Raw genomic sequence first — 23459 nt, 5'->3', positions numbered from 1 at the left:
TTTTAATTTCATATTTTTAGTTACGACTAAAAATAAATTATACAAATTAATCAATAGTTAGCTACAACAATAGATTATGCCACTATCTTTCATTTCTATTATCATAATCACAATTACGAGCTGGTGGAATACTCTGTATGAAGTTAAAAACATTTTCCGGATCATATTTAGCTTTAATTCTCCTAAGTCTAGCAAAATTATCACCATAATATTCATGACCGTAATCTTTTATACATAAATCTGGTACATTTACATATGATCCTGTTATATATGGCTGCAATCTTGCACGTGTCTTCTCAACAAGCATAATATTCTCTCGTGCTTCACCTTTTTCAATCCATGAAGCATCCCATTCCAAATAATATTTAGTATTTCGCCAGAAAAAGGCTGTATCCTTTGGATTTACACTATTCATAACACCTCCAGAGTTAAGGAAAAAGAAATTAGATTCGCTTCCTTTTGCTTTTTCTAAGAAGCTTCTTATTGCTTCAATTCCTTCTTCAGGTAGAGTTTGCTCAACCCAGGCAGATGACCACGTACTCTTCTGTTCATCGAAGAAAGGTTCATTTGGAGCCCAGAAATCTATTGCCTCACTTAGTGTAACCCCATCAATAACTACCTTTAAAGGACATCCTACTTCTATCAAAGGTCTTATTAATTTCTTCAGTTCTGCTTTAGTCCCAAGGAATAATCCCTGTGAACGGAGAAGACCATTTGTTTTAGAATATATCTCCAATATAGTACCAAGTCTTACATCTACAAATGGAGACCACCTTTGCCATGCATCAATAACTTCATCTAATTGCTCCCAAGGCCAAATTATTTGGAATATCCCAACTTCAGCAGGAGCACGACGTATTCTAAATGTGTATGAGGTTATAATACCGAAGTTACCTCCTCCACCTCCACGAATAGCCCATAGTAAATCTGGATTTTCCTTTTCGCTAACGTGCATAATCTCACCATCAGCATTAACTATAGTGGCAGCTAGAATATTATCTGAAATCACTCCTGCTGTTCGTTGTATAGCTGTAATTCCTCCACCAGTACTTATTCCGCCTATACCAACAGTAGAACTATCTCCAAAAGGAGCAAGGAAACCTTCCTGTGCTAGCATCCTCACAAGAGAACCAACGCGTATTCCCGCTTCAACTGTGGCAATTAAATTTGCTTTATCTACCTTTACTCTTTTCATTAGACCAGTATCTATTACAATTCCACCATTTGTTTGTGAAAAATCTTTTGCTAGAGCATGCCTGCCGCTTCGCATTCTAATTGGTACATCATTCTCACGAGCCCACTTGACTGCATTTTCTACATCCTTATTATTCTTTGCAAAAACAAATACACTAGGAAACGCGTTGGTGAACGGATTCCAGTTCATTCGTGCTTCCCTATATTCAGGATCATTTGGACGGACTACCTTTCCAGTTAATTTTGTTTTGCATTTCATATAGTCACCCTCTTTTGTAAATTTGCTTTATATAAAAACAATGTGATTTTTTACACAAAGCTTGTTATATTTTATAATATGAACATTTATAAAATTAGTACCATCTTTTAACTTTGCATCTAACATAATAATATAGGTTTTTGATTAAACTACTATGAATCAAAAAGACAAGTACGCTCATATTTTCCCCTATACTTTTTCACAAAAAAGAGTATACACTTTTCATTGATATGTAATTCAACATGTGATTTTTTCATACTCATCCTGATATAAGATTAGTTTTTTTATTCTCCGCCAAGTAAATATATTTTCTTTTTTTATTCTCTTTTAAAAGGCAACTTTCCGAATAAGCCCTTCTCATAATTAATCACCCTCACGAAGCACAATGCCACATGATTTTCCAGCTATATAATTTTCTAGATAATAATAAATCCTCGACAATACCACACTCGTATTGTCGAGGATTTGTTTGGTGGAGATGAAGCATAACCTTTGAACTTCACTAATTATTATTTGCACGATTTGTATTTTTTTATTATACCAATAACTTACCTTCTAAATAAGAATACTTCAAATATTCTTTACTTCTATAATATACTGATGAATTAAAATCTGAGATTTTATCACTAATAAATGACTCAAATACTGAACATAACACATCTATTAAATCTATACTATGCGACTTTACTGTTTGAATATTCCTTATTATTTTTATAACATTGCTGCCCCAATTAGACCTGCATCATCGCCCATTTTAGCTATTCGTATATCTATCACATTAGTATTTGAAACTTTAGTTTTAACACACTCAATAATTTTAGACAATAAATATGGATTATATATTAATACAGCGCCTCCAATAACTATAACCTCTGGATCTATTACTGTAATGATATTTGCAATTCCTATAGAAATATTATTTATCCAATTATTTATTATTTCAACGGCTCTTTCATCCTTATTGTCATAGTATTCAAATACTTCCTTAGTTCTTATTTTTCTTCCATAAATCTCAGAAGCTATTCTTGCTATATTAACTCCACTACATTGCCCTTCTAAGCCTCCTTTATTTAATCCAGAATGACTGTATGAATCTTCATTTATAATCATATTGTGTATTTCAGCTGCTTGGCTATGAGCTCCATTTATTATTTTTCCATCCATAATCAGTGCGCCTCCAACTCCAGTTGAAACAGTTATATAAAATACAGATGAGCATCCTTTAGCATTTCCGAATAAACTTTCTGCAAAACCTGCTACATTTGCATCATTGTTCACTTTAACACACATCTTTAATTTTTTCTTCAAATACTCTGCTATATCAAAGTTTTCCCACCCTTTTAAGTTTGGAGGATTAATTATTCTTCCTATATTTAAATCTAATGGCCCTGGTGCTCCAACTCCAACTTTTTCTATTTCATAATCCTTCCATACTGTTTTAATGTGATTAACTAGCTTATCTAAATTATATGATGCTCCTTTTACAACTTCATTTTCGGTTTTATAATTTTCTATTATTTTTCCTTCCTTAGAAACAATAGCAACTCTTAAATTTGTTCCTCCAATATCAATTCCAATTGAATAAGACAAAACTATCTCCTCCTCACTAATAACTACTGAAATTTTACATTCCTTATTATGCTAAAAGGTTGAATATATTTTATTCAACCTTTTAATTTTCCTAAGTCATGTAAAATAAAGTAACAAGTCAAAATATGCTTATTTAAAATTGTTATTTAATTACTATAGTCTGTACTTTACAATGGCTTAATGGCTTAGGATTAATGCTTCTATCTTCTATTGAAATTTTACTTTTCTCTAAGTAACTTTCATCAAGCATTGCATAATAAGCATCTTTATCTTTCTTGTTAAATGTTATTTTTCCTTTTGTAACTTCACTCTTCATTGGATTAAATATTCTAATAACTAATCCTGTACCATTTTCCTCTTTCTTTATTGAGCTTAAAGCAAAATTCTCATTTTCAAATTCAAATAAGCTGTAACTATTTTCATATATTTGTTCTTCATCTCTAAAGGCAAATATCATTCTTCCATTTAGGAAATCAGCATATTCATATACTTGAATTGGAGTTAAGAATCTTTTTGCCGCATTGGCAATATGAGCTTTATCAAATTCCTCATTATAAATGTGAACACCAAAATCAAATTCCAGCTTTCCTAATAACTGTGCATTTGGGGTTTCTACAATCTTTTCTCCTGAAGCTCTACCTGGTCTATAAAGTAAATTTTCTCTTCCCATATAACCAAAACTTCTAAATAAAGTTAAAGCTATGGTATCGAATTTCTCTCCAACTATTTGATATTCTCTAACACCTTCAGTTATTACAGCTAATCCTCTTTCCCCATTTTCTAATGTTACGAAGCTTTGCATTGGTTCTATTGTTATAGGTTTTTCCTGCCATTGATCTTGATTTGCTTCCCAAAGCTTTATATCTTCTTCTAATACAGTTTTTCTGCTTATTATTCCAAATTGCTGATCTGCAATTGATAATTTTGAAGCAATTTCAGTATTAAATAATACTCTAACTCTATGAGATAAGGCTACATTATCTATATCAACTTTAAAGCTTATCATATTTTTATCATTGTCTAATAAGATTTTCATTTCTACAGGCATATCTACAGAAGCATTTCCACCTGCTCTTTCTTCTAAAGAAGCTGGAACCTTCATACAATATCTTATTATTAATTCTTCTTGTATTTCAGATTTCAATACCTTAGTTTCTGATTTAAATGCTAAAGAAGATACTATTAAATCCTTTCTTGGTGGAGAATAGTTATAAGAATCTCCATCATCTCCATTTTCCTCAAGAACAGCTTGCTTTGAATAAAGCCTGTTAGAACTCTTATCTAAAATATCAATAGAACCATCTTCATTTGCAGAAATTTTATAATACTTATTTTCTATTGTATCCCCTAGCTCGGCCTTAACTGAAAGGTTGTTTTTCTTGTTTAACTCAAATACAACTTGTGTATATCCTACAGCTGGTATATCTTCAGCCTTAAGTGCTATTTTAGCCCTATATACCTTATCTGGCATATAAATCTTTTTGCTTGGATTCAATCTTATAGTCTGCATTAAAACATAATCAGTTATATCTTCCTTAGACTTTATAACGTATTTAAGTTCTTTTCCTTCCCTATTTTTAATTATAAAATCTTCTTCCGGTATAAAAACTTCAAATTCAATTACTTCTGTTCTATTTTTAGGATATGCATTAAATAATGTTAGTGTAATTTCTTCATTATTATTTTTAATCTTAGTTGATATTAATCTCATATGAAGATCTAATAAATTTGTTGATAAATCTCTTGCTTGTTTATATCTCATATAAACATCTTCATTAGTCGTATCACTATTACATGCTCCAATGCTGTCATGAGCTGCATTTTCAAACATTAGCTTCCATATGTCTTTCATAGTTGTATGAGGATATTCATTTCCTAGCGAATAGCTCATAGTTAATATTGGTTCCACCACATTTACTATGTAGTTTTCCAGATGATTATTCATCATCTTTAAATCAGATCTTGATGAAAAAATTGATTTATGAATTCTCATATGTTTCCCATTAACAAATTCCCCTTCAAGTTCTTTAAAATCACTTCTTTCTGCCTTAACGCTTGCAATATAATTTTCAATATTGCTTATAATATATTCATTATCTTTATCTATAGAATTTGCTTTTTCTAATATTTCTGGAAGATTAATTCTTATTGGAGCTTGGTCAAAACCATTTGGCAGATATACATTATTAGTACTCGCTTTTTCTTTTAGCTTTCCTATCTGCTCATCTAAATATTTCTTTAAATCACCTTCCTCTTCTGGAATATTTCCACCACAATAGTACCCAAAAGGAATTTGTACAGCAAAAGCTACAGTTCCATCAGAGCCCTTCCAGTTGAACTCTGTTGAATCTACCATATCATCAGAAACGCCTCTCCAAAATAGTGAGTCTTTTATTCCAAAGCTACTATAAATCTGTGGCATTTGAGCTGATTGACCAAAAGAATCCGGAACATATCCAACTTTCATATAATCTCCAAATTCTTTACACCTTTCAATTCCGTAATATAAATTTCTAACTATTGATTCACCTGATATAACAAGTTGATCTGTTTGAGTATACCAAGGTCCGATTATTAATTTTCCTTTTTTAACTAAAGACTTTATTCTCTCTTTATCTTCTGGAACCCATTTTAAATAGTCATCTAACAAAGATGCTTGTGCATCAATCATAAAATATTTAAAATTTTTATTATTTTCTAATGTATCTAAAACGTCTTTGAAATCTTTCATTAAGTATATCTTTGATCTTGAAGTTGTAAAATACCACTCCCTATCCCAATGGCTATGTGGTACAACATGTACTTTGTTTTTCATAATTCCTCCTATAAAGTGAGGCTCTCTCAAATTTCCAACTAATATAAATTATTTTAGCGTTTAATTTGAGATAGCCTCAATATTTTATTCCATTTCTAAAATTATTTCCTCATTATCTCCGCTATCATTTACTGCTGCTTCTCCGTTATCATTAAAATCAACAAGGATAGTTGATAAGATTGCAATTACAAGTGATCCAGCTACTATTCCTACTAAGTATGCCCAGCCAGATCCAACTGAAATAAATCCATATAATCCACCAATTGGAGGCATTATAGCATGTGCTCCTAATAATGCTGTAAGCCCAGCTCCAACTGCACATCCTAACATATTAACAGGAATTAACTTTAAGGGATTACATAATGTATAAGGAATCGCTCCCTCTGTAATTCCTATGAATCCCATAATCAAGTTTCCTTTTCCAGCTTCTCTAAAAGATGGTGAAAACCTTGATTTTCTAATAAATGTGGCAATACCATATGCTAGTGGAGGTATAACAATAGCACAATTAATTAAAATTGCTGGTAAATAAACACCTTCTGTAAGTAATACATTTCCAGCCATCCATGCTGCCTTATTTACCGGTCCACCTAAATCAAATCCAATCATTGCACCTAAAATCACAGCTAATATAACAACATTTGTTCCATTTGCAGTCATAGCTTTAATCCATTCAATAAGAGATGTATTTATAGCTGCTAACGGTCCTGATAATATTACTCCCATTAAAATAGCAATTGTTCCAACAGTTATAAGTGGTAAAATTATAAGTGGAACCATTGAAGCTGCAGCTCCAGTAATTTGCACTTTTTCTTTTATGAATTTAGCAACATATCCTGCCACAAAACCTGCTATAACTGCGCCTAAAAAACCGGCTTTTGTATTGCTTGCAATTAAGCCTCCAATAAACCCTGCTGCCATAGCCGGCTTTTCTCCAATTGAATAAGCTATAAATCCACCAAGTATAGTATTAACCATGCCAACGCCTACCCAGCCTGATTGTTCTATTAAGTATAATATATGATAAAACCCTGTTGTATCTTTATATGGTCCGAAATCTGTTATTCCTATAGCTAATCCTATAAGCTTTGGCACTGCAACTACTAAAGACGCTCCTATAATTAGTGGCAGCATATATGAAATACCAGTCATCAAATGACCTTTTAATTCTTGAAGTAATGAATTCCCTTTTTTCATAAATAAAAACCTCCTTGCATGTTTTGGTTATAAAATTTTACAAAATATTTAATTGTAAACTATTTTTTGTATCCTTAAAATGATATAATTAGTGTGAAATATTTATTATGCATACTTATTATTAATAAGTATATTGATAATCTCGTTCTTGCCGGAATGAGATTATTTTTATTTTGTTAAAGCTTCTATACATTTTGTTAAAACTGCTTCTGGCTGCTTAAGTGCAACTCCTATTTTTACTTTTATCACCTTTTTTCCTTCAAATCGTTCCATACCATCAATATGTTGATCTGAAGCAATTAATACAAAGTCTGCTGCTTTAACTTCTTCTTGAGTTATGCCATTTACTTTCCCCATAATTCCTTGCTGTTCAACCTTGATATCGTGTCCTAATTTTTTTCCAGCTTCAGTTAATGCCTTTGCCGCCATTGGTGTATGGGCTAATCCTGCTGGGCATGATGTAACTGCTACAATTTTCATTTTTATTCCTCCTCCATTTTTTTTGATATATATTTTATTAAACTACTCTTGTCTTCTGAAGATATTATTTCTTTTTTAAAATCATCCTCCATCAAACAAGTAGCAAGTTTTGATAACATCATTAAATGTACATTATTTTCATTTTCCTCTGGAACCATAAGACTAAATATATACTTTACATTACTACCATCTAAGGTTTCCCATTCTAATTCATTTTTTGTCTTAATATAAAATATAGACGGTTCAATAACATTTGAACTTTTTGCATGTGGAATTGCAAATCCATCCTGCACACCAGTTGAATATTCTTCTTCTCTCGCTAAAAGATCTTTAAGCACTCCCTTCTCATTTTTAGCTATACCATTCTCAACAGCTTTCTTTGCCAAAAATTTTAATGCATCAGTCTTTGTATCTATTTCTACATTTAAAAATACATTTTTTTCATCTAACATTTTCGCTCATCTCTCTTCTCTTTGAAATTGATTACACTATTAATATAAATCTTTTTCATAAAAACCTAAACATATACTATTTCCATTTTGAAGTGGAAATTATTATACTAAGTTTTTCCTTTACCCTCCTAACTATTTATATTATTATTAAATAATATAGTCAGAATTTTAAATAATCTATATTTTGTGCTAATAGTACATGTTTAAATTTCAACTTTATTTTCGTAATATAGATAAACATTTATGTACTATTCATATTATTTTTTAACACTAAGGAGGTAAGTTGTTTGCTTATTCAAAAAAGGCTTCTTGTTCTATTTGAACTTTTAAATAAGAATGAATCAAAAATTTCTTGTAAAGCTTTAAGTAAAATAACAAATGTAAGTGAAAGAACAATAAGAGGAGATATTGCAGCATTAAATTCCATTCTGGAAAGTCATGGAGCTGCAATAAAAATAAAACGAAATGAAGGATATTACATTGATATTTTAGATTTAAATAAATATCAACAATATCTAGCAGAAATTACTCAAGATATCATGGAAGATAATGACATACCAAACTCTCCAATAGAGAGAAATAAATACATTTTGAGATATCTCTTATATAGCGATAACTATACAAAGCTTGAAGACTTAGCTGATAAATTATATATTAGCAAAACTACTATATTAAATGATATAAAAAGCATAAAATCTATTTTATCAAGATACGATCTCAATCTTATATCAAAACCTTACTATGGAATTAAAATTCAAGGTAATGAACTAAATATAAGAAAATGTATTTCAGAGAATATAATAAATCGAGATTTTGAAAATTATATCTTAGGTATAACAGATGAAGAAGTTGAAGTATTTAAAAATATTGACTTAAAGAAACTTCAAGAGATAGTTTTAAGGTATGTTCATGAATTCCACATAGAATTCTCTGATTTCAGCTTAAAAAATTTTATAATTCACCTTGCTATAGCAATAAGTAGAGTTAATAATGGACACGTTTTAATAGGAGAATTAGAGGATCTGCCTAAAGATTCGTATCTAAAAAAAGCTATAACACCTATTTATGCTGAAATTGAAGAATGTTTTAATTTCAATATTCCATCAAATGAAAGAATTTATATATATAATCATTTCAAATCAAAAAGTACTCCTAAACTAATAGTTAAAGATAATACCGATGAAAAAATAATCGACTATACTAAAAATTTACTAGATTATATATATATCCATTATAATTTTGATTTAAAAAATGATACCACTTTACTTAATGATTTAATACTTCATTTTAAATCTATTTTGAATTCAAAATACTATAATCAAAATAAAGCAAATCCACTTATCAATACTATAAAAAGTAACTATCCTCTTGCATTTGAAATAACTTTAACTGCTGTAGAAAATATCTTCAAGCAAACTGTCTATACTTTTACTGAAGATGAAATAGGATACGTATCTCTACATATTGGTGCGGCGATAGAAAGATATTTTGATAAGAATATTAATTGCAAAAAGGTTGTTATAGTTTGTGGTTCTGGTTACGGTACAAGCCGATTATTAGAAACAAGGCTTAATAAAGTCTTTAGAGACAAACTAAATATAGTTGAATGCTTATCATATAATCAATATCTTGTGCATGATTTAAATAATATTGACTTAATAATCTCAACAATTCCTCTTGAAAATAAAAATCATCCCGTTATATTGGTTGATTTCGCTTTACTAAACAAAGATATTGAAGGAATTTCTAAGGCTATAACTGATGAACCTATAGTATATAATAAAGTATTAAGTGAATATTTTGACTCTAATTTATTTTTAAAGTCTCCTAATGTAAATAAAAAAGAAGAATTACTAAATTTGATGTGTGATACTTTAAATAACAACGATATAATTTTGCCATCCTTTAAAAACTCGGTTTTTTATAGGGAGACTCTTTCTCCTACTAATATCGATGACTTTTTAGCAATACCTCACCCAATGGAGTTAAGTGCAATTTTAACCAAAATATGCATTGCTATATTGAAGGAACCTATTTTGTGGAATAAAAATACTAGTGTAAGTTTAGTTTTTATGATTGCAATTAATAAAAATGATTACTTTGAGATGGATAAAATTTACGATATCTTTCTTAAAATAATTAATAGTGATGACTTGAAATATTCAATATTAAATTGCAATTCCTACGAAAATTTTTTGAATTTACTACAATCTATAATTTGACATAATAGAATACTTTTAATTTTAAAATTTATCCATATAAAATACCCCCCTTTATAGAAACAGTTTTATTATTTTAACTGTCTACTATAGAGGGGGTATATTAATTTTAGATTTTCGTGAATTTTATGGTAGAGGCAAAGCATAACATTTGAAATTCATCAATAAATCTAATCTGATTTTACTAAATAGCTTATAAAATTGACTTCTTCATATATCTATGTATATGAAGATAACCTTGCTCTATACCTTCAATGTTTAGCTAACCCACTAGTTTAAATTATACCTCGAGTATTTATATATTAACATGATGTCTTCCTCTTGGCACTATAAAAGGCGAATTGGACACTGGATCTTGTATTACCACACAATCTAATCCAAACACTTCATTGATTAATTCTGATGTTATAACCTTTGATGGTTCACCTTTACCAATTAGTTTTCCCTTCCGAAGAGCAAATATATAATCTGCATATCTGGCAGATAAATTTATATCATGAAGTACCATTACAATAGTAGTTCCTCTTCTGCGGTTTAAATCCGTCAATAAATCAAGTATCTCTACTTGATAAGCAATATCAAGATATGTAGTTGGTTCATCTAAAAGAAGTATATCTGTCTGCTGAGCTAGTGCCATAGCTATCCAAACTCTTTGGCGTTGCCCTCCAGATAGTTCATCTACACTACGATTAGCAAGATCTGTTATTCCCATTATTTCAAGCGCCTCTTCTACAGCATCAAAATCACTTTTATCCATGCTTTTTAAAAATGCTTGATATGGAAATCTACCTCTTGAAACTAAGTCCCAGACTGTTATCCCTTCTGGAACTACTGGTGATTGTGGAAGCAGTCCTAAAACTTGTGCCAATTTTTTAGAAGGCATTGAAGTTATTTTTTTACCGTCAATTACAACATCTCCTGAAATTGGCTTAATGAGCCTTGCAAGTGTTTTTAACAAAGTTGATTTACCACATGCATTTGCTCCAATAATAACACTGATTTTATTACTTGGAATAGCTATATCAATTCCATCAACTATAATCTTTTTTTCATACCCAGTTACTAAGTTTTTTGCTTCAAGCAATCGCTGTTTTTCATTCATTATGCTTGCCCCCTTCTGTTTATAGTTATTAGAAGCAATAGCATATATGGTGCTCCTAAAATTCCTGTAATTACACCTACAGGAAATCTTGTACTAAATACAAACTGGCCAATCATATCTGCTCCAAGTACTAATAATGCTCCAACTAAACCTGATGCTAAAACATTTGGCGAACCTAACCCAACAAGTCTTGCTGAAATTGGACCTGATAAAAATGCAACAAAAGCTATAGGGCCTGTAACAGCCGTTGCAAAAGCAATTAAAAATACTGAACTTAAGATAAGTGTGATTCTTATTAAATTTATTTTAATACCTAGTGTTGTTGCAAATTCATCTCCTAATTCTAATATTTGAAGATGATTAGTTAAACATAAAATGATAACTCCAAATATAATAACAACTACAAGTAAGCTTGGGACATCTTTCATACTCATCCCATTTAAGCTACCATTTAACCATGTGAGTGCTTTTGAGACATCGTGTTCTGAAGCCTTGACCAGCAAAAATGATATAAGGGCATTTAACATTGCTTGCATTCCAATTCCTATAAGTATTAATCTTCCACCTGAAAATCCTGTGCCTTTAGAGAACATATATATAAGTCCTGAAACTAAAATTCCAGAAATTACAGCTGCGATAGAAACACTGCTTCCACTCATGTGAAGAACTAATATACAAAATACCGCTGCCACACTAGCCCCTGAACTTATTCCTATAATATCAGGACTAGCTAGTGGATTTCTAAGCATAGTTTGAAATGTATTTCCTGCAATTCCAAAGGCTAGCCCTGCTAAAAGTCCACAAAACATTCTTGGTAAACGCAAGGTTCCTATAGTAAATGTAGCTCCTTGTATCTCTTCCCCACTAAGTACTCTTATAACTGTACTTAATGAATAATTAGTTTTACCATATAAAAGCATAACTCCGCAAAGACTTAATGTTAAAGCAAAGAGAATTATATTAACGCTAATCATGCGTTTTTTTCTTTTTATATAACCTTCTTTTATCATAGAGTGAGTAGTTTTTATCATATAGCCCTCACCTTCGCTTTCCTTGCAATGATAATAAGAATTGGTGCTCCTAAAAATGCAGTAATAATTCCCACCTGAAGTTCACCAGGACTTCCAATTACTCTTCCCAAAACATCTGAAATTGTTAAAATCACCGCTCCTCCAATAGCCGACATTGGAACTAAACCTCTTAAATTTGAGCCAAAAATGAGACGTATACTGTGAGGAATCATTAAACCTACAAATCCTATAGGTCCTGCAATAGCTGTTGTTGCACCACATAGTATAACCCCTGCAATTGCACATATAATCCTAATAATTCCTATATTTACTCCAAGACCAGTTGCAACCTCATCTCCTAAAGCTAAAATATCCAATGCTGGTGCTGATATTATGCTTATTATTAATCCAATTATTAAAAATGGTAACATTAAGTCAATACTCTCCCAAGTTGCACCACTTACACTTCCGACCTGCCAAAATCTATATGCATCTATAACCTCACTTCTAGGAAGTATTATTACACTTACTAAAGAGGTTAAAACCGCACTAGTAGCTGAGCCTGCCAAAGCAAGTTTTATTGGTGTCATACCTCCGCTTCCAATAGAAGCTATAGTATAAACAAATATTGATGTTATTCCTGCTCCAGCTAATGCAATCCAGATATACTCGTTAGCTGAATTTATATTAAAAAATGCTATTCCAATTACAACAAATAAAGATGCACCTGTATTAACTCCTAAAATGCTTGGGTCTGCTATTGGATTTCTAGTGATTGCTTGCATAAGAGCCCCTGATATTCCAAGAGAAGCTCCTGCCATAATGCTAAAAATTGTTCTTGGAATACGTTCTCGAACAACTAATGCAGCAAAAGACGTATCATTACTATTTAATAAAGCATTTATTGCTTGGCTAATTCCTATATTTTTTGACCCAAATGCCAGTGATATTATTACACATATACCTAGTAAAAAAATACTACCTAAATATATTCCTACTGTCTTTCTAAATCTCATTATGCTTTATCTGCTGCCTCTCCAATTATTTTTAGATATTCATCTATTGTTGCTGGAATTGATAAGGCAGTAGGAGTACAAGATGCTGCAAGTGCTGATCCATCTTCTATTACGGCAACTGATCCTCTTTTTATTGCTGGAACTGTTCCAAGTAGAGCATCTGATTGCAATTGTTTTACTAATGTGTTATTTCCATACGTTACTATTACATCTACATCTGTTAATTTATCAATATTTTCTGAACTAATTTCAAGAGCAAAACTATCTGAAGTCTGCGCAAGCTTTTTAACACTCTCTGGTAATTCTAATCCTAAATCAGTTAAATATGCTGCTCGAGGATCTGTTGGAAGATATATATAAAATTTACCTAAGTCAGCTGGATTAAAGTAACAGAAAACAGCCTTTTTACCTTTAAGCTTAGGATACTCACTAGTTTTTTCTGTTATTTGCTTTTCCAAATCTGAAACCAATTTGTCTCCTTCATCTTTTTTACCCATTGCAGTTGAATTAATTGATATTTGATCACGCCAATATGTTTGCCAAGGAAGTTTAGGATATGCTACAACAGGCGCAATTTTACTTAATAAATCATATTCTTCTTGTGTTATTCCTGAATATGCAACTAATATAACATCTGGCTTTGCATTACTGATAGCTTCATAATCTAAACCATCTACATCGTCAAAAGTAACAGGTTTGTCTACACCTAACTCTTTATATTTTTCTGCTGTCCATGGCAATAAACCATTTTCATCTGCTTTTCCATAGTTAGCTTTAGAAACTCCTGCTGGTACAACTCCTAATGCTAATGGTACATCCTGATTTCCCCAAGAAATTGTAACAACCTTTTCTGGTTGTTTTTCAATTACTGTTTCACCAAAAGCATGTTTAATAGTAAGCGGATAAGTTACAGTCGCACTTTGTCCCACATTAGATTTATCTTCATTTTTAGCCGCTCCACTTGAGCATCCCGTTATTAATAAAGTACAAGCAAGAATAATCGTAGTTATTCCTTTTAATTTCATGATAATCCTCCTAATTGTTATGTATTTTATTTAATTAATCCTTATTTGATTTTTATATTCAAATGATAATGTTTTTCATTTGCTGTCGGTATTTATTTTATATTCATCAGTAAAATTTGTCAACCTTACATTGGAGGACATTATCTTGAAATTTGTGGTAATACTTATTAAATAAAATTATTTCCATTATATTTTGTGAAGACTTTGCCTTCATAGGGAGTTCCTAGAAAATAAAAAAATATTTATGATAAATCCTTGTTATAATTGCGTTTATAAACAGCAATTATAACAAGAGTCTATACATAAATATTTCAAATCAAAATCATATCAAATGAATTATCAATATACAAATTTTCAAGCAATAAAACTTGGATTTTTACTTAACTAAACCTCGATTGAGAAATTCGAAAAATTAACTAACTACTCTCTCCCTCCTGCAATTTAGTTATTACTTGTTAATCTTTATGAATATGGAAGTATTCCTACATATCTGTAACCTAAATTTATAAAATTAATTTAATTCTATAGATTTAGAGGTTCTTTTAATATTAAGTTCAGTTACCATCTTATTCGAAAACTTGTCCATATTTATAAAATACATTACAATTAATCCAATTATGGTAAATACAATTCCTGAGTATATAAATGAAATATTAATTGCCTTTATTGCTGCACCTGTCTGTACAGTAGCTGTTCCATTATATTTTCCGAAGTCAAGAATCCATCCGAGAATTGCAGTACCAAGACCACCTCCTAATTTCATTCCAAAACTTACACAACTGTTAATTAATCCATCTGCACGTACTCCTGTTTTCCATTCTCCATAATCTACAGCATCTGCGACAATTGCAAAAATCCCAACTATTAGAGGTGCCATACCAAACCCCTTTATAATGCTTCCTGCCATAACAAGCCCATAAGAAGTAGGGTTAATTGCCATAATAATAACACCTATCAATTTCACTATAAAACCAAACATCATAACTTTCCATTTGCCAAATTTACTTATGAACTTAGGTAAAAGTGCAAATCCAACTATCATAGGTGCATAAAGTGCTAAAGTAAGCATACCCATTAAGTTAGCATTATTCAATACATAAGTTGTATAGTAAAGAGTAGCTCCTGAAAATAGTCCCATATCTGTATAAATAATAATAAACATAATCGCTATAAGTAAAAAATATTTATTTTTCATCAAGGAACCAATTCCTACTTTTAACTTGAATTTTTCTCCCTTTTCATCCTGATTTCTTTCCTTGGTAAATGCAAATGTTATGAATAGAAATGCACATGAAATTATTCCATAAATAACTGAAAGTTTTGACCACCCATACTTTTCAACCAATGGATTTGTAATCATTGATAATATAATAGTAAATGAAATAACAAAAACAAATCGAATTGAACTCAAAACTGAACGTTCCTGTATATTGCTTGATATTCTTGATAGCAATGTACAATATGACAAATTTGATGCCGTGTATACAATTGACACTAAAAATATATAAGTGATATATGCATAAATCAGCTTTCCACCATCGCTGAGACCCATAGGAACATTAAACAATAATATCAAACCAATTCCCATAAATGGTGCACTCCATAAAATCCAAGGTCTTGTTTTACCCCACCTTGTATTAGTTTTATCAATAAGTGCTCCAATTGATAAATCTGTTACACCATCTAAAAGTCTCGCAATCAGCATTAGTGTCCCAACTGCTGCTACTCCAAGTCCAACACTATTAGTATAATATATCATCAAAAAAGAAGTAATTGGCACATACACAAAGTTACATCCTACATCGCCTATTGAATAAGAAATCTTTTCTTTTAAATTAATTTTTTCTTCCATAAAAATACTCATTCCTTTCATAGTACTCAACATATAAAGTAATTAAACGATTACTTTAAGAATATATATGTTCTAATTAATGATGCACATTTATCAATAAATAATAAATGCTGAAACTTTTTTGAGTCTTCAAAATAATGCTTATTCAAAAAGTATTGAATTCTAATTAAAACTTATATATTATAAAAATATGGATTGATATGGCAGAGTAAAGTAATTATATTTTTATGTACAGTTAATATTAACCAATCAACCAACTAATATTAACTGTCATTAAACTAATACTTTTCACTCTGTCATTTCATTTGTATTTGAGACAATTACAATGTAACTTTTCCCATGTGTAGATCTGAATCCGCACTGCTGCTTCCTATATACACCTCATACTCCATTTTCTCTAATTCCATTTGTTCTGTTTTTGGATTATACCAGCAAAGTTCCTCTTTAGGACAAGTTATTGTCACTTCTTTGCTTTCTCCTGGCTGCAAATTTACACGTGCAAAACCTCTTAACAATTTTACAGGTCTCTTAACAGAAGAATTTTTGAATCCAACATACATTTGTACGACTTCATCCCCCGCCATTTTCCCTATATTTCTAACAGTACATTTAGCAATAACACTATCATCAGATGCATCAAACTTTGCATCATTAAAATCAAACTTAGTATAAGATAGTCCAAATCCATATGGAACAGATGGTTTTATGCCTTCCTTTTCTAACTTTGTATATCCATGATAGTAATCATACCATTGAGATGTTATATCCCAATTTACTTGTGGAAGATCACTTTCTTTAAATGGAATTACATATGGTAGTTTTCCACTTGGATTAACATCTCCAAATATAATCTCTCCTATTGCAGTTCCGCCTTCCATACCTGGATAATATGCCATCATTATAGCTCCGACGCTTTCTTTCCATTCTTCCATCATTATCATATTTCCACCAATTAACACAGCTATGGAATTAGTGTTAACAGGACCTACTTCCTGTATTAATTTAATTTCATTTTCATGAAGACCTAATGAATTTTTTCTATCTCCACCTACTGCTCCTGTATAAGATTCAAATTCATCTTCTGATATATATTCACCTTCATCGTCATAGTTATATCCAACTACAAATATAACTGCGTCTGCATCTTTAGCTAATTCTTTTGCATGTTCCAAATTTTCGCCATTGTAATATACAACTTGTGCTTTAGGTGCTGAATTTGCAATTCCTTGTAATGGTGTTATGACATAAGCTGGTCTTACCTGACTTGAACCGTGATCTCCAATTACTTCTTTATCACCTAACTTTCCTAACACAACAATTTTTTTTGCTTTATCTTTGCTTAGTGGCAATACATTATTTTCATTCTTAATTAATGTAATCCCCTCTCTTGCTGCCCGAAGTGCAAGCTTAATGTGATCTTCACATCCAATTACACTCTCATCATATTCATTTGAATAAGCATCTTCAAATGCTAGCAATGTACGCACGATACGCAATGCAGATTCATCAATTTTACTTTCTTTTACTTGTCCATTTTTTACAGCCTCTACTAATTTATCTCCAAAGAACTGAGTGCAGCACATTTCCATATCTTGTCCACCATTAGCTGCTTCAACCGTATCTCTGACTCCCCAAATAAAGTCACTCATAACAAATCCATCAAAATCCCATTCCTTTTTCAATACCTGATTTAATAAGTAATCATGATGTCCACAATGAGTTCCTTTGTATAAGTTATAAGAACTCATAATAGCTGCTGCACCTGCATCAACACATTTCTTGAAATGAGGAAGAAATACTTCTCTTTCAGTACGCTTATCACATTCAACATTTACTTTAAATCTGGAAATTTCCATTTGGTTAAAAGCAAAATGTTTTACACACGCGATTACATTTTCGTCCTGTACACCTTTAACTAATGCTCGTCCCATTTCCCCTAAGTGAAAAGATTCTTCACCATAAGTTTCTTGGCTTCTTCCCCAGCCCGGATTATATGGAAGGTTAATACATACTCCTGCAAATAAGTTACCTTTATACCCATGAACTTCTTTCCCTATAGCATTACCTATTTTTTCTTCTAATGCTGTATCAAATGTCGCACCTCTAAGCATTGATACTGGAAAACATGTGCTTTTTCCTGCACTACAAACTACGCCCCTTGGACCATCGCAGAAAAGCATAGGAGGTACCTTATTCTTCTCTATTCCTCCTGCTGGATAAGGATAACTATTATAATGTTTTTGCTCATCAGCATCTCTCAAATCAGAAAGCATATCATTAAGAGTAACATTTCCACCCATTAAGGAAACCTTTTCTTCTAAAGTTAAAGAGTTAACTATTTCCTTTGCCTTTTCAGTATAAGATAATCTTTTTAATTTAGTACATTTCATTTTTACATATCTCCTTTACAATATTTTTCTAATAAATTGATAGATTCTTTAAAATCAAAACGCAAATAGCCTTGTACATTAGGATCCGCATTTAAACTTGCTCCACTTTTCCGGTATTCAGCAGGGGTCACACCTATTTCTTTTTTAAAAGCTCTGTAAAAAGTACTTTCAGAATAAAAGCCACAATCATTTGCTATAAAACTAATTGACTTGTTTGAAAACTTAAGCATATATTTAGAAGCCTCTATTTTGCTGCTAAGTACTAAATCTTTAGGTGATAATCCAATGTTTGCCTTTAAGAAACGATAAACTGATTTCTCGCACAAGCCTATAAATTTATATAGTTCATCTAATACTGTATCTTTTGTACTGTTTTTTTGGATAAAGTTTATTACCTGCATGAGCAATTCTGTGTTTTCTGTTTCTTTCAAATCTACAGCCTTTTGATGAATATCATATAATGTGAATTCAAATAAATCCGCTATTAACATATAAACTAAAGATTTTACCCGATAAGTGTTAAATACTTCATCATTCTGACTCTCAAGTCCAATTTTGGCAGCATTAGTAACGTATGCATCGTATCCGTTCTTAGGCTTTTTATCATTAAGCTTGCTGTTTAAGTAAAAATAATACGATCTATTATCATCTTTTGTATTTTTGAATAAATTTTCATTCATCTGAATAAATAAGCATAAATTATTTTCCTTAGTACGTTGTAATTCATGTACTGCTTTTGAATTTAATAACACAATATCCCCTGCTTCCAAAACCGTTATCTTGGGGCTTGCATTTACTATTAAAGATCCTTTCAAAACTAAAATTAATTCATAATCATAATGCCAATGAAAACTAGAATGTTCAATTGATGTTACAAACACCTTTGCTGGATATTTCTCTTCATGCTCAATTGTTTCAAAAATATATGAACTCATATTTCCCCCATTTCATGATACACTATAACCACTTTGTAAATATTTACACCTTGATTATAACTTATATCAAAATATATTTGTTATCATTTTTGTACAAATTCTATTTCATTTTCAGACTACTCATATTATAACTGAACCATGTAAGACACATGAAAACAAATTAAATATTTCATATTATGTATAGACAATCCATAAGCTAATAAACTGTATAAGAACTTAACTAATTCCCTAATTTCTAGCTATTCTGAATCATAATAAAAAATGCAACAATAATTTATCTTTAAAGTCTCAAACCCAATAGTTTGGAAATTTATGATAAAATATTATTATACTGCAAAAAAATATTATTAATTTAACAGAAGATGGAATTAGCCTTTTATTAGAATCTATTAAAAAGTAAAGGATGTATTTTATATGTTAAATGTCAAAAAAATATTATTAGGTGTAGTTTGTCTTGTTGTTATCACCAGTATCATAGTTGGAGGAAAATATCTAATCTCTGTTAGAAATTATCAAAAAACAATTAAGGAATTAACAATTAACAACGTAGATTTATCAAAGATTCCCGATGGAAAATATATTGGTTCATACGATGTTAATTTAATTAGCGCAAAAGTTTCAGTTACAGTTAAAAACCACAAGATTGAAAATATAAATTTGCTAGAACATAAAACCGATAGAGGCAAGCCTGCAGAAGTTATTCCAAGCATGGTAGTTAAAGCACAAAGTTTACAAGTAGATACTGTTTCAGGAGCAACAAATAGCAGTAAAACAATTTTAAAGGCTATTGAAAACACACTAAAGCCTAATCAGAAATAAAGATATATCAATAAAATAGGCTGTAGATAGATTTTGTTTTTACACAAATCTATCTACAGCCCAAAGCATAATATTTAAAATCCAATACGCATAATTTAGTTCCATATACGTTATAAACATTCTATTTCACAGAACTTTTATCTATTATTACCTTACTTAACAATATTGACTATGTTAGCTTGTCCTACATTAACCTGTATATCGCTATTAATGATTTCACATATTTCGCCACTAGTAAATATAACTATTACATCAGTTGATGGAACTTTATCTTTTATTTCTTCTATATCAAATTCCAAAAGCTTATCACCTATTTTTATCTTTTGCCCTTCTCTAACAAATGTTTTGAATCCTTTACCATTGAGTTTGACTGTATCAATACCAACATGAATTAGAATTTCAGCTCCATTGTTAGCTTTTAGACCTATTGCATGCAAAGTTGGAAAAATCATTGATACTACACCAACTATAGGTGAATACACAACACCTTGTTTAGGCTCAATTGCAAAACCATCACCTAAAGCTTTAGAAGCAAATATCTCGTCTATTACAGATGTTACTGACTTTAGTTTTCCCTCCGTTGGTGACACTATTTTGAACTTTGTCCTATTAAATAAATTAAACATATTTTCCAGCCTTCCTTTTATAAACTACTTTTTTCTATATTTATTGCACCGCTAATTCTTATCTCTAGACTTTTGCACCATTTAGAAAATCATAAATACAATATATCAGTTAACTAAATTGCAAATTTTTATCTAAAATTCGCAATATTGCCTCTGCCGCTCCATTTTTATCATTGTCTAGTGTAATGAAATCTGCTTTAGCTTTAATATCTTCACTTGCATTTCCCATTGCAATGCCAATTCCCGCCATCTGAAGCATCTCTATATCATTATTATTATCTCCAATAGCAGCTATTTCCTTCAAATCTATTTCTAGCAATTCAGTTAGTTTCTCCAGACCAGCCCCCTTATTTGCGCTATGAATGTTAATCTCAAGATTATCCTCTACAGATGAGGTTATTTTAACTTTATCATTTATAGATAACAAACTATTATATACTTCATTTTTCATATCATCTTTTAAAAATGGAATATTTATTTTTTCTACACATTTTATCCATTCACATTCTGATCTATCATCAACTACCGAAAAAATATTCTTTATTAAATTATGACTGTCTGACATAAGATTTAAGCATTTTTCTGATAATCCATATTTAACGGGATTTATAAAAACCGCTTCATCTATATAAGCATTCCCGTTAGAATAAAACTCAACAAAGATTGGATAATCCTTAATTATTTTAATTATTTTCTTTAAAATATCTATAGTAATAAAATTAGAAAAAACTATTTCATTTTTTCTTAAGTTTACTACAGCCGCTCCATTTGAAGATATTGCATATGTAATTTCCTCTATTGATTTTATTTCATCACATATTAATCCAACACTTCTTCCAGTTGCCAGAACCACCTGAACTCCCTTTTCAATCGCCATTTTAATTGCAGTAAGCATTTTGTCACTTATATAACCACAACTGTTTAATACTGTCCCATCTAAATCCAATGCTATAAGTTTAATCTTCATTTACACCTCCATGATAGTTTATTAAAAATTCTTGTATTCTCTTAATATTTTCCTCCTGCAATACATAGTTAATATAAATAATCTTAGTTTTACTTGGTAATGTAACATTAAATAATCGTATTGGAGTAAAAATCACATCTACATCTATGGAGTACTGTCTTATATAATTCAAAGAGAAACTTCCTATGATTTCGATTTTATCACCACAGTAATTATTGATTTGTTTTGCCATACTCGAAGCTGCACTTTGTCCAATATCACTTATTATTATTGCTTTTATTTTTGTTTGGGCAAAAGCTCCCATATAAAGTATGATAAAGCCCAATTCTTCTTCTTGAATCTTATAACCATACTTATCAAAAACTAGTTTATATAATATATCTACCATTTCTGTTTGAAGCTTATATAATTCCTTTGCATTTCTTATAGATGCATTGTGCTCAAAATGTCCTTGTTCTGAACGATAAAGCATTTTATCTATATGTATGCTTAACATTTTCTTTAACTCTGGATTTTTTAAGTAACTGCAATTATATTTTTTATCTACTATCGATAAAAATTCTTCTGTTAAATCCACGATTTCTTTTCTTGGCTCCAATTTAACACATTCATCATATAATACTCTTTTAGTTAAAAGGCAGTCCTTTAAAAAGTTTCTGTCTCACTCAGATATTCTAATATCATTTTGAATTAAAAGCTCCTCAATTTCATTTATAATATCTTCAAATACTTGAGGATATTGTCTATTAGTTTCTGATTTCAAAAGTAATCCAGCTTTGTTACGATATATCATTATAAATAAATCTAACAAAAATCCTTCTACCGATTTATCAATTAGAATCAAATTATTTCTATATAAAATAATAGGCAATTCCTTTTGCAAAATTTCATATATTTTGCTGTATGACTCTCCAAACTGAAATTTCAAAACTTTATACATTAAAATAGATCCAAATGTTTTGTAATTTAATGTTTCAGATAATATATGCCTTATACTTCTTTCTTTGCCACGAAAATAGATGCCTTTTTTTGTTCTTTCAATATTAAGTCCATTAAAATTTCGTAGATATTCATCAATTTCCTTTAGAGTTTTTATCATTACAGTTTTTGATACATACATAATATCTGCTAAATTCTGAACTGAAATAGGCTCTTTTATAAATGTCAAATATATAAAAGTAAATAAAAATCTTTCTCCAGGTGTTTCTGGCAATTCTACCTTCTTCAAACTCAAAATCATATTATTTAAAAATTCATAAAACTGAGTTCTCTCTTCCTTAAGAATAAAATAACCTCTTGCTGAAGACGAGTTTATCCTCATATCTTTATGTCTTAATATATCATTTATCTCATGTATTTCCATCCTGACAGTCCTTAAGCTGATACCTAACTTTTCCATAAATTCATTGGGTCGCACATATTCATTATGTAATAAATCTCTAAGCATAATTACTTGTCTTGATTTCATAAATCCTCCACTTTTATAATATAATCATCTTTTTTTGCTACAA

At 30.4% G+C, this 23459-nt stretch carries 19 protein-coding genes; 2 read left to right on the top strand and 17 right to left on the bottom strand.

What is annotated here, in order from left to right; translation table 11 throughout:
• Positions 1-82: 82 nt before the first annotated feature.
• From L1S46_RS12920 to L1S46_RS12895, 6 genes are all read right to left on the bottom strand, one after another.
• Positions 83-1453, bottom strand: a complete 1371-nt coding sequence (locus L1S46_RS12920; protein WP_238900213.1) for an FAD-binding oxidoreductase — start codon at positions 1451-1453, stop codon at positions 83-85.
• 711 nt (positions 1454-2164) lie between these two features.
• Entirely contained in the window at positions 2165-3043 is an 879-nt protein-coding gene (locus L1S46_RS12915; RefSeq protein ID WP_238900212.1) for an ROK family protein, read from the bottom strand.
• A gap of 142 nt (positions 3044-3185) precedes the next feature.
• Complete coding sequence (gene mngB, locus L1S46_RS12910; protein WP_238900211.1) at positions 3186-5858, bottom strand: mannosylglycerate hydrolase; 2673 nt, start codon at positions 5856-5858, stop codon at positions 3186-3188.
• Between the two features lie 84 nt (positions 5859-5942).
• Complete coding sequence (locus tag L1S46_RS12905; protein ID WP_238900210.1) at positions 5943-7055, bottom strand: PTS fructose transporter subunit IIC; 1113 nt, start codon at positions 7053-7055, stop codon at positions 5943-5945.
• Between the two features lie 168 nt (positions 7056-7223).
• A complete protein-coding gene (locus tag L1S46_RS12900; protein ID WP_077308457.1) occupies positions 7224-7535 on the bottom strand; it encodes a PTS fructose transporter subunit IIB in 312 nt (103 codons plus the stop codon).
• Positions 7536-7537: 2 nt separating this feature from the next.
• Positions 7538-7987 carry a PTS sugar transporter subunit IIA gene (locus tag L1S46_RS12895; protein WP_017213070.1) on the bottom strand — a complete coding sequence of 150 codons (450 nt, stop codon included), beginning with the start codon at positions 7985-7987 and terminating at the stop codon, positions 7538-7540.
• Positions 7988-8274: 287 nt separating this feature from the next.
• Between L1S46_RS12895 and L1S46_RS12890 the strand changes: the two genes are divergently transcribed.
• On the top strand, positions 8275-10209 hold the full coding sequence (locus tag L1S46_RS12890) for a BglG family transcription antiterminator (protein ID WP_238900209.1): 1935 nt from the start codon (positions 8275-8277) through the stop codon (positions 10207-10209).
• A 292-nt stretch (positions 10210-10501) separates the two neighbouring features.
• Here L1S46_RS12890 and L1S46_RS12885 read toward each other — a convergent pair whose 3' ends face one another.
• From L1S46_RS12885 to L1S46_RS12855, 7 genes are all read right to left on the bottom strand, one after another.
• Entirely contained in the window at positions 10502-11308 is an 807-nt protein-coding gene (locus L1S46_RS12885; RefSeq protein ID WP_238900208.1) for an ABC transporter ATP-binding protein, read from the bottom strand.
• Positions 11308-12339 (bottom strand): iron chelate uptake ABC transporter family permease subunit, encoded by a 1032-nt coding sequence (locus L1S46_RS12880; protein WP_238900207.1) that lies wholly within the window; start codon positions 12337-12339, stop codon positions 11308-11310. Before L1S46_RS12880 ends, L1S46_RS12885 begins: the two co-directional genes overlap by 1 nt.
• Complete coding sequence (locus L1S46_RS12875) at positions 12336-13334, bottom strand: iron ABC transporter permease (RefSeq protein ID WP_238900206.1); 999 nt, start codon at positions 13332-13334, stop codon at positions 12336-12338. Before L1S46_RS12875 ends, L1S46_RS12880 begins: the two co-directional genes overlap by 4 nt.
• A complete protein-coding gene (locus L1S46_RS12870) occupies positions 13334-14359 on the bottom strand; it encodes an iron-siderophore ABC transporter substrate-binding protein (protein ID WP_238900205.1) in 1026 nt (341 codons plus the stop codon). Before L1S46_RS12870 ends, L1S46_RS12875 begins: the two co-directional genes overlap by 1 nt.
• 511 nt (positions 14360-14870) lie before the next feature.
• Positions 14871-16211: a glycoside-pentoside-hexuronide (GPH):cation symporter gene (locus L1S46_RS12865; RefSeq protein ID WP_238900204.1), complete on the bottom strand. Its 1341-nt coding sequence runs from the start codon at positions 16209-16211 to the stop codon at positions 14871-14873.
• A 320-nt stretch (positions 16212-16531) separates the two neighbouring features.
• Entirely contained in the window at positions 16532-18601 is a 2070-nt protein-coding gene (locus L1S46_RS12860; RefSeq protein WP_238900203.1) for a glycoside hydrolase family 3 C-terminal domain-containing protein, read from the bottom strand.
• Positions 18602-18603: 2 nt separating this feature from the next.
• Positions 18604-19536, bottom strand: a complete 933-nt coding sequence (locus L1S46_RS12855; RefSeq protein WP_238900202.1) for an AraC family transcriptional regulator — start codon at positions 19534-19536, stop codon at positions 18604-18606.
• Positions 19537-19950: 414 nt separating this feature from the next.
• Here L1S46_RS12855 and L1S46_RS12850 point away from each other — a divergent pair, with 414 nt between their 5' ends.
• Positions 19951-20355 (top strand): FMN-binding protein, encoded by a 405-nt coding sequence (locus L1S46_RS12850; protein WP_238900201.1) that lies wholly within the window; start codon positions 19951-19953, stop codon positions 20353-20355.
• A 152-nt stretch (positions 20356-20507) separates the two neighbouring features.
• Here the strand turns inward: L1S46_RS12850 and L1S46_RS12845 are convergent, their stop codons facing one another.
• The 4 genes from L1S46_RS12845 to L1S46_RS12830 form a co-directional block, all read right to left on the bottom strand.
• A complete protein-coding gene (locus L1S46_RS12845; RefSeq protein ID WP_238900200.1) occupies positions 20508-20981 on the bottom strand; it encodes a PTS glucose transporter subunit IIA in 474 nt (157 codons plus the stop codon).
• A 109-nt stretch (positions 20982-21090) separates the two neighbouring features.
• Positions 21091-21948, bottom strand: coding sequence for a Cof-type HAD-IIB family hydrolase (locus L1S46_RS12840; protein WP_238900199.1), 858 nt, complete (start codon positions 21946-21948; stop codon positions 21091-21093).
• Complete coding sequence (locus tag L1S46_RS12835; RefSeq protein ID WP_238900198.1) at positions 21938-22546, bottom strand: PRD domain-containing protein; 609 nt, start codon at positions 22544-22546, stop codon at positions 21938-21940. The genes L1S46_RS12840 and L1S46_RS12835 overlap by 11 nt, the downstream gene beginning before the upstream one ends.
• Positions 22547-22609: 63 nt before the next feature.
• The gene (locus L1S46_RS12830; RefSeq protein ID WP_238900197.1) at positions 22610-23416 is read right to left on the bottom strand and encodes a helix-turn-helix domain-containing protein; all 807 of its coding nucleotides are present in this window, start codon (positions 23414-23416) and stop codon (positions 22610-22612) included.
• Between the last annotated feature and the right edge of the window lie 43 nt (positions 23417-23459).

This window comes from Clostridium sp. YIM B02500 (genome assembly GCF_022324665.1).
Lineage (GTDB): Bacteria > Bacillota > Clostridia > Clostridiales > Clostridiaceae > Clostridium > Clostridium beijerinckii.
This window is presented reverse-complemented; position numbering and strand designations above follow the sequence as displayed.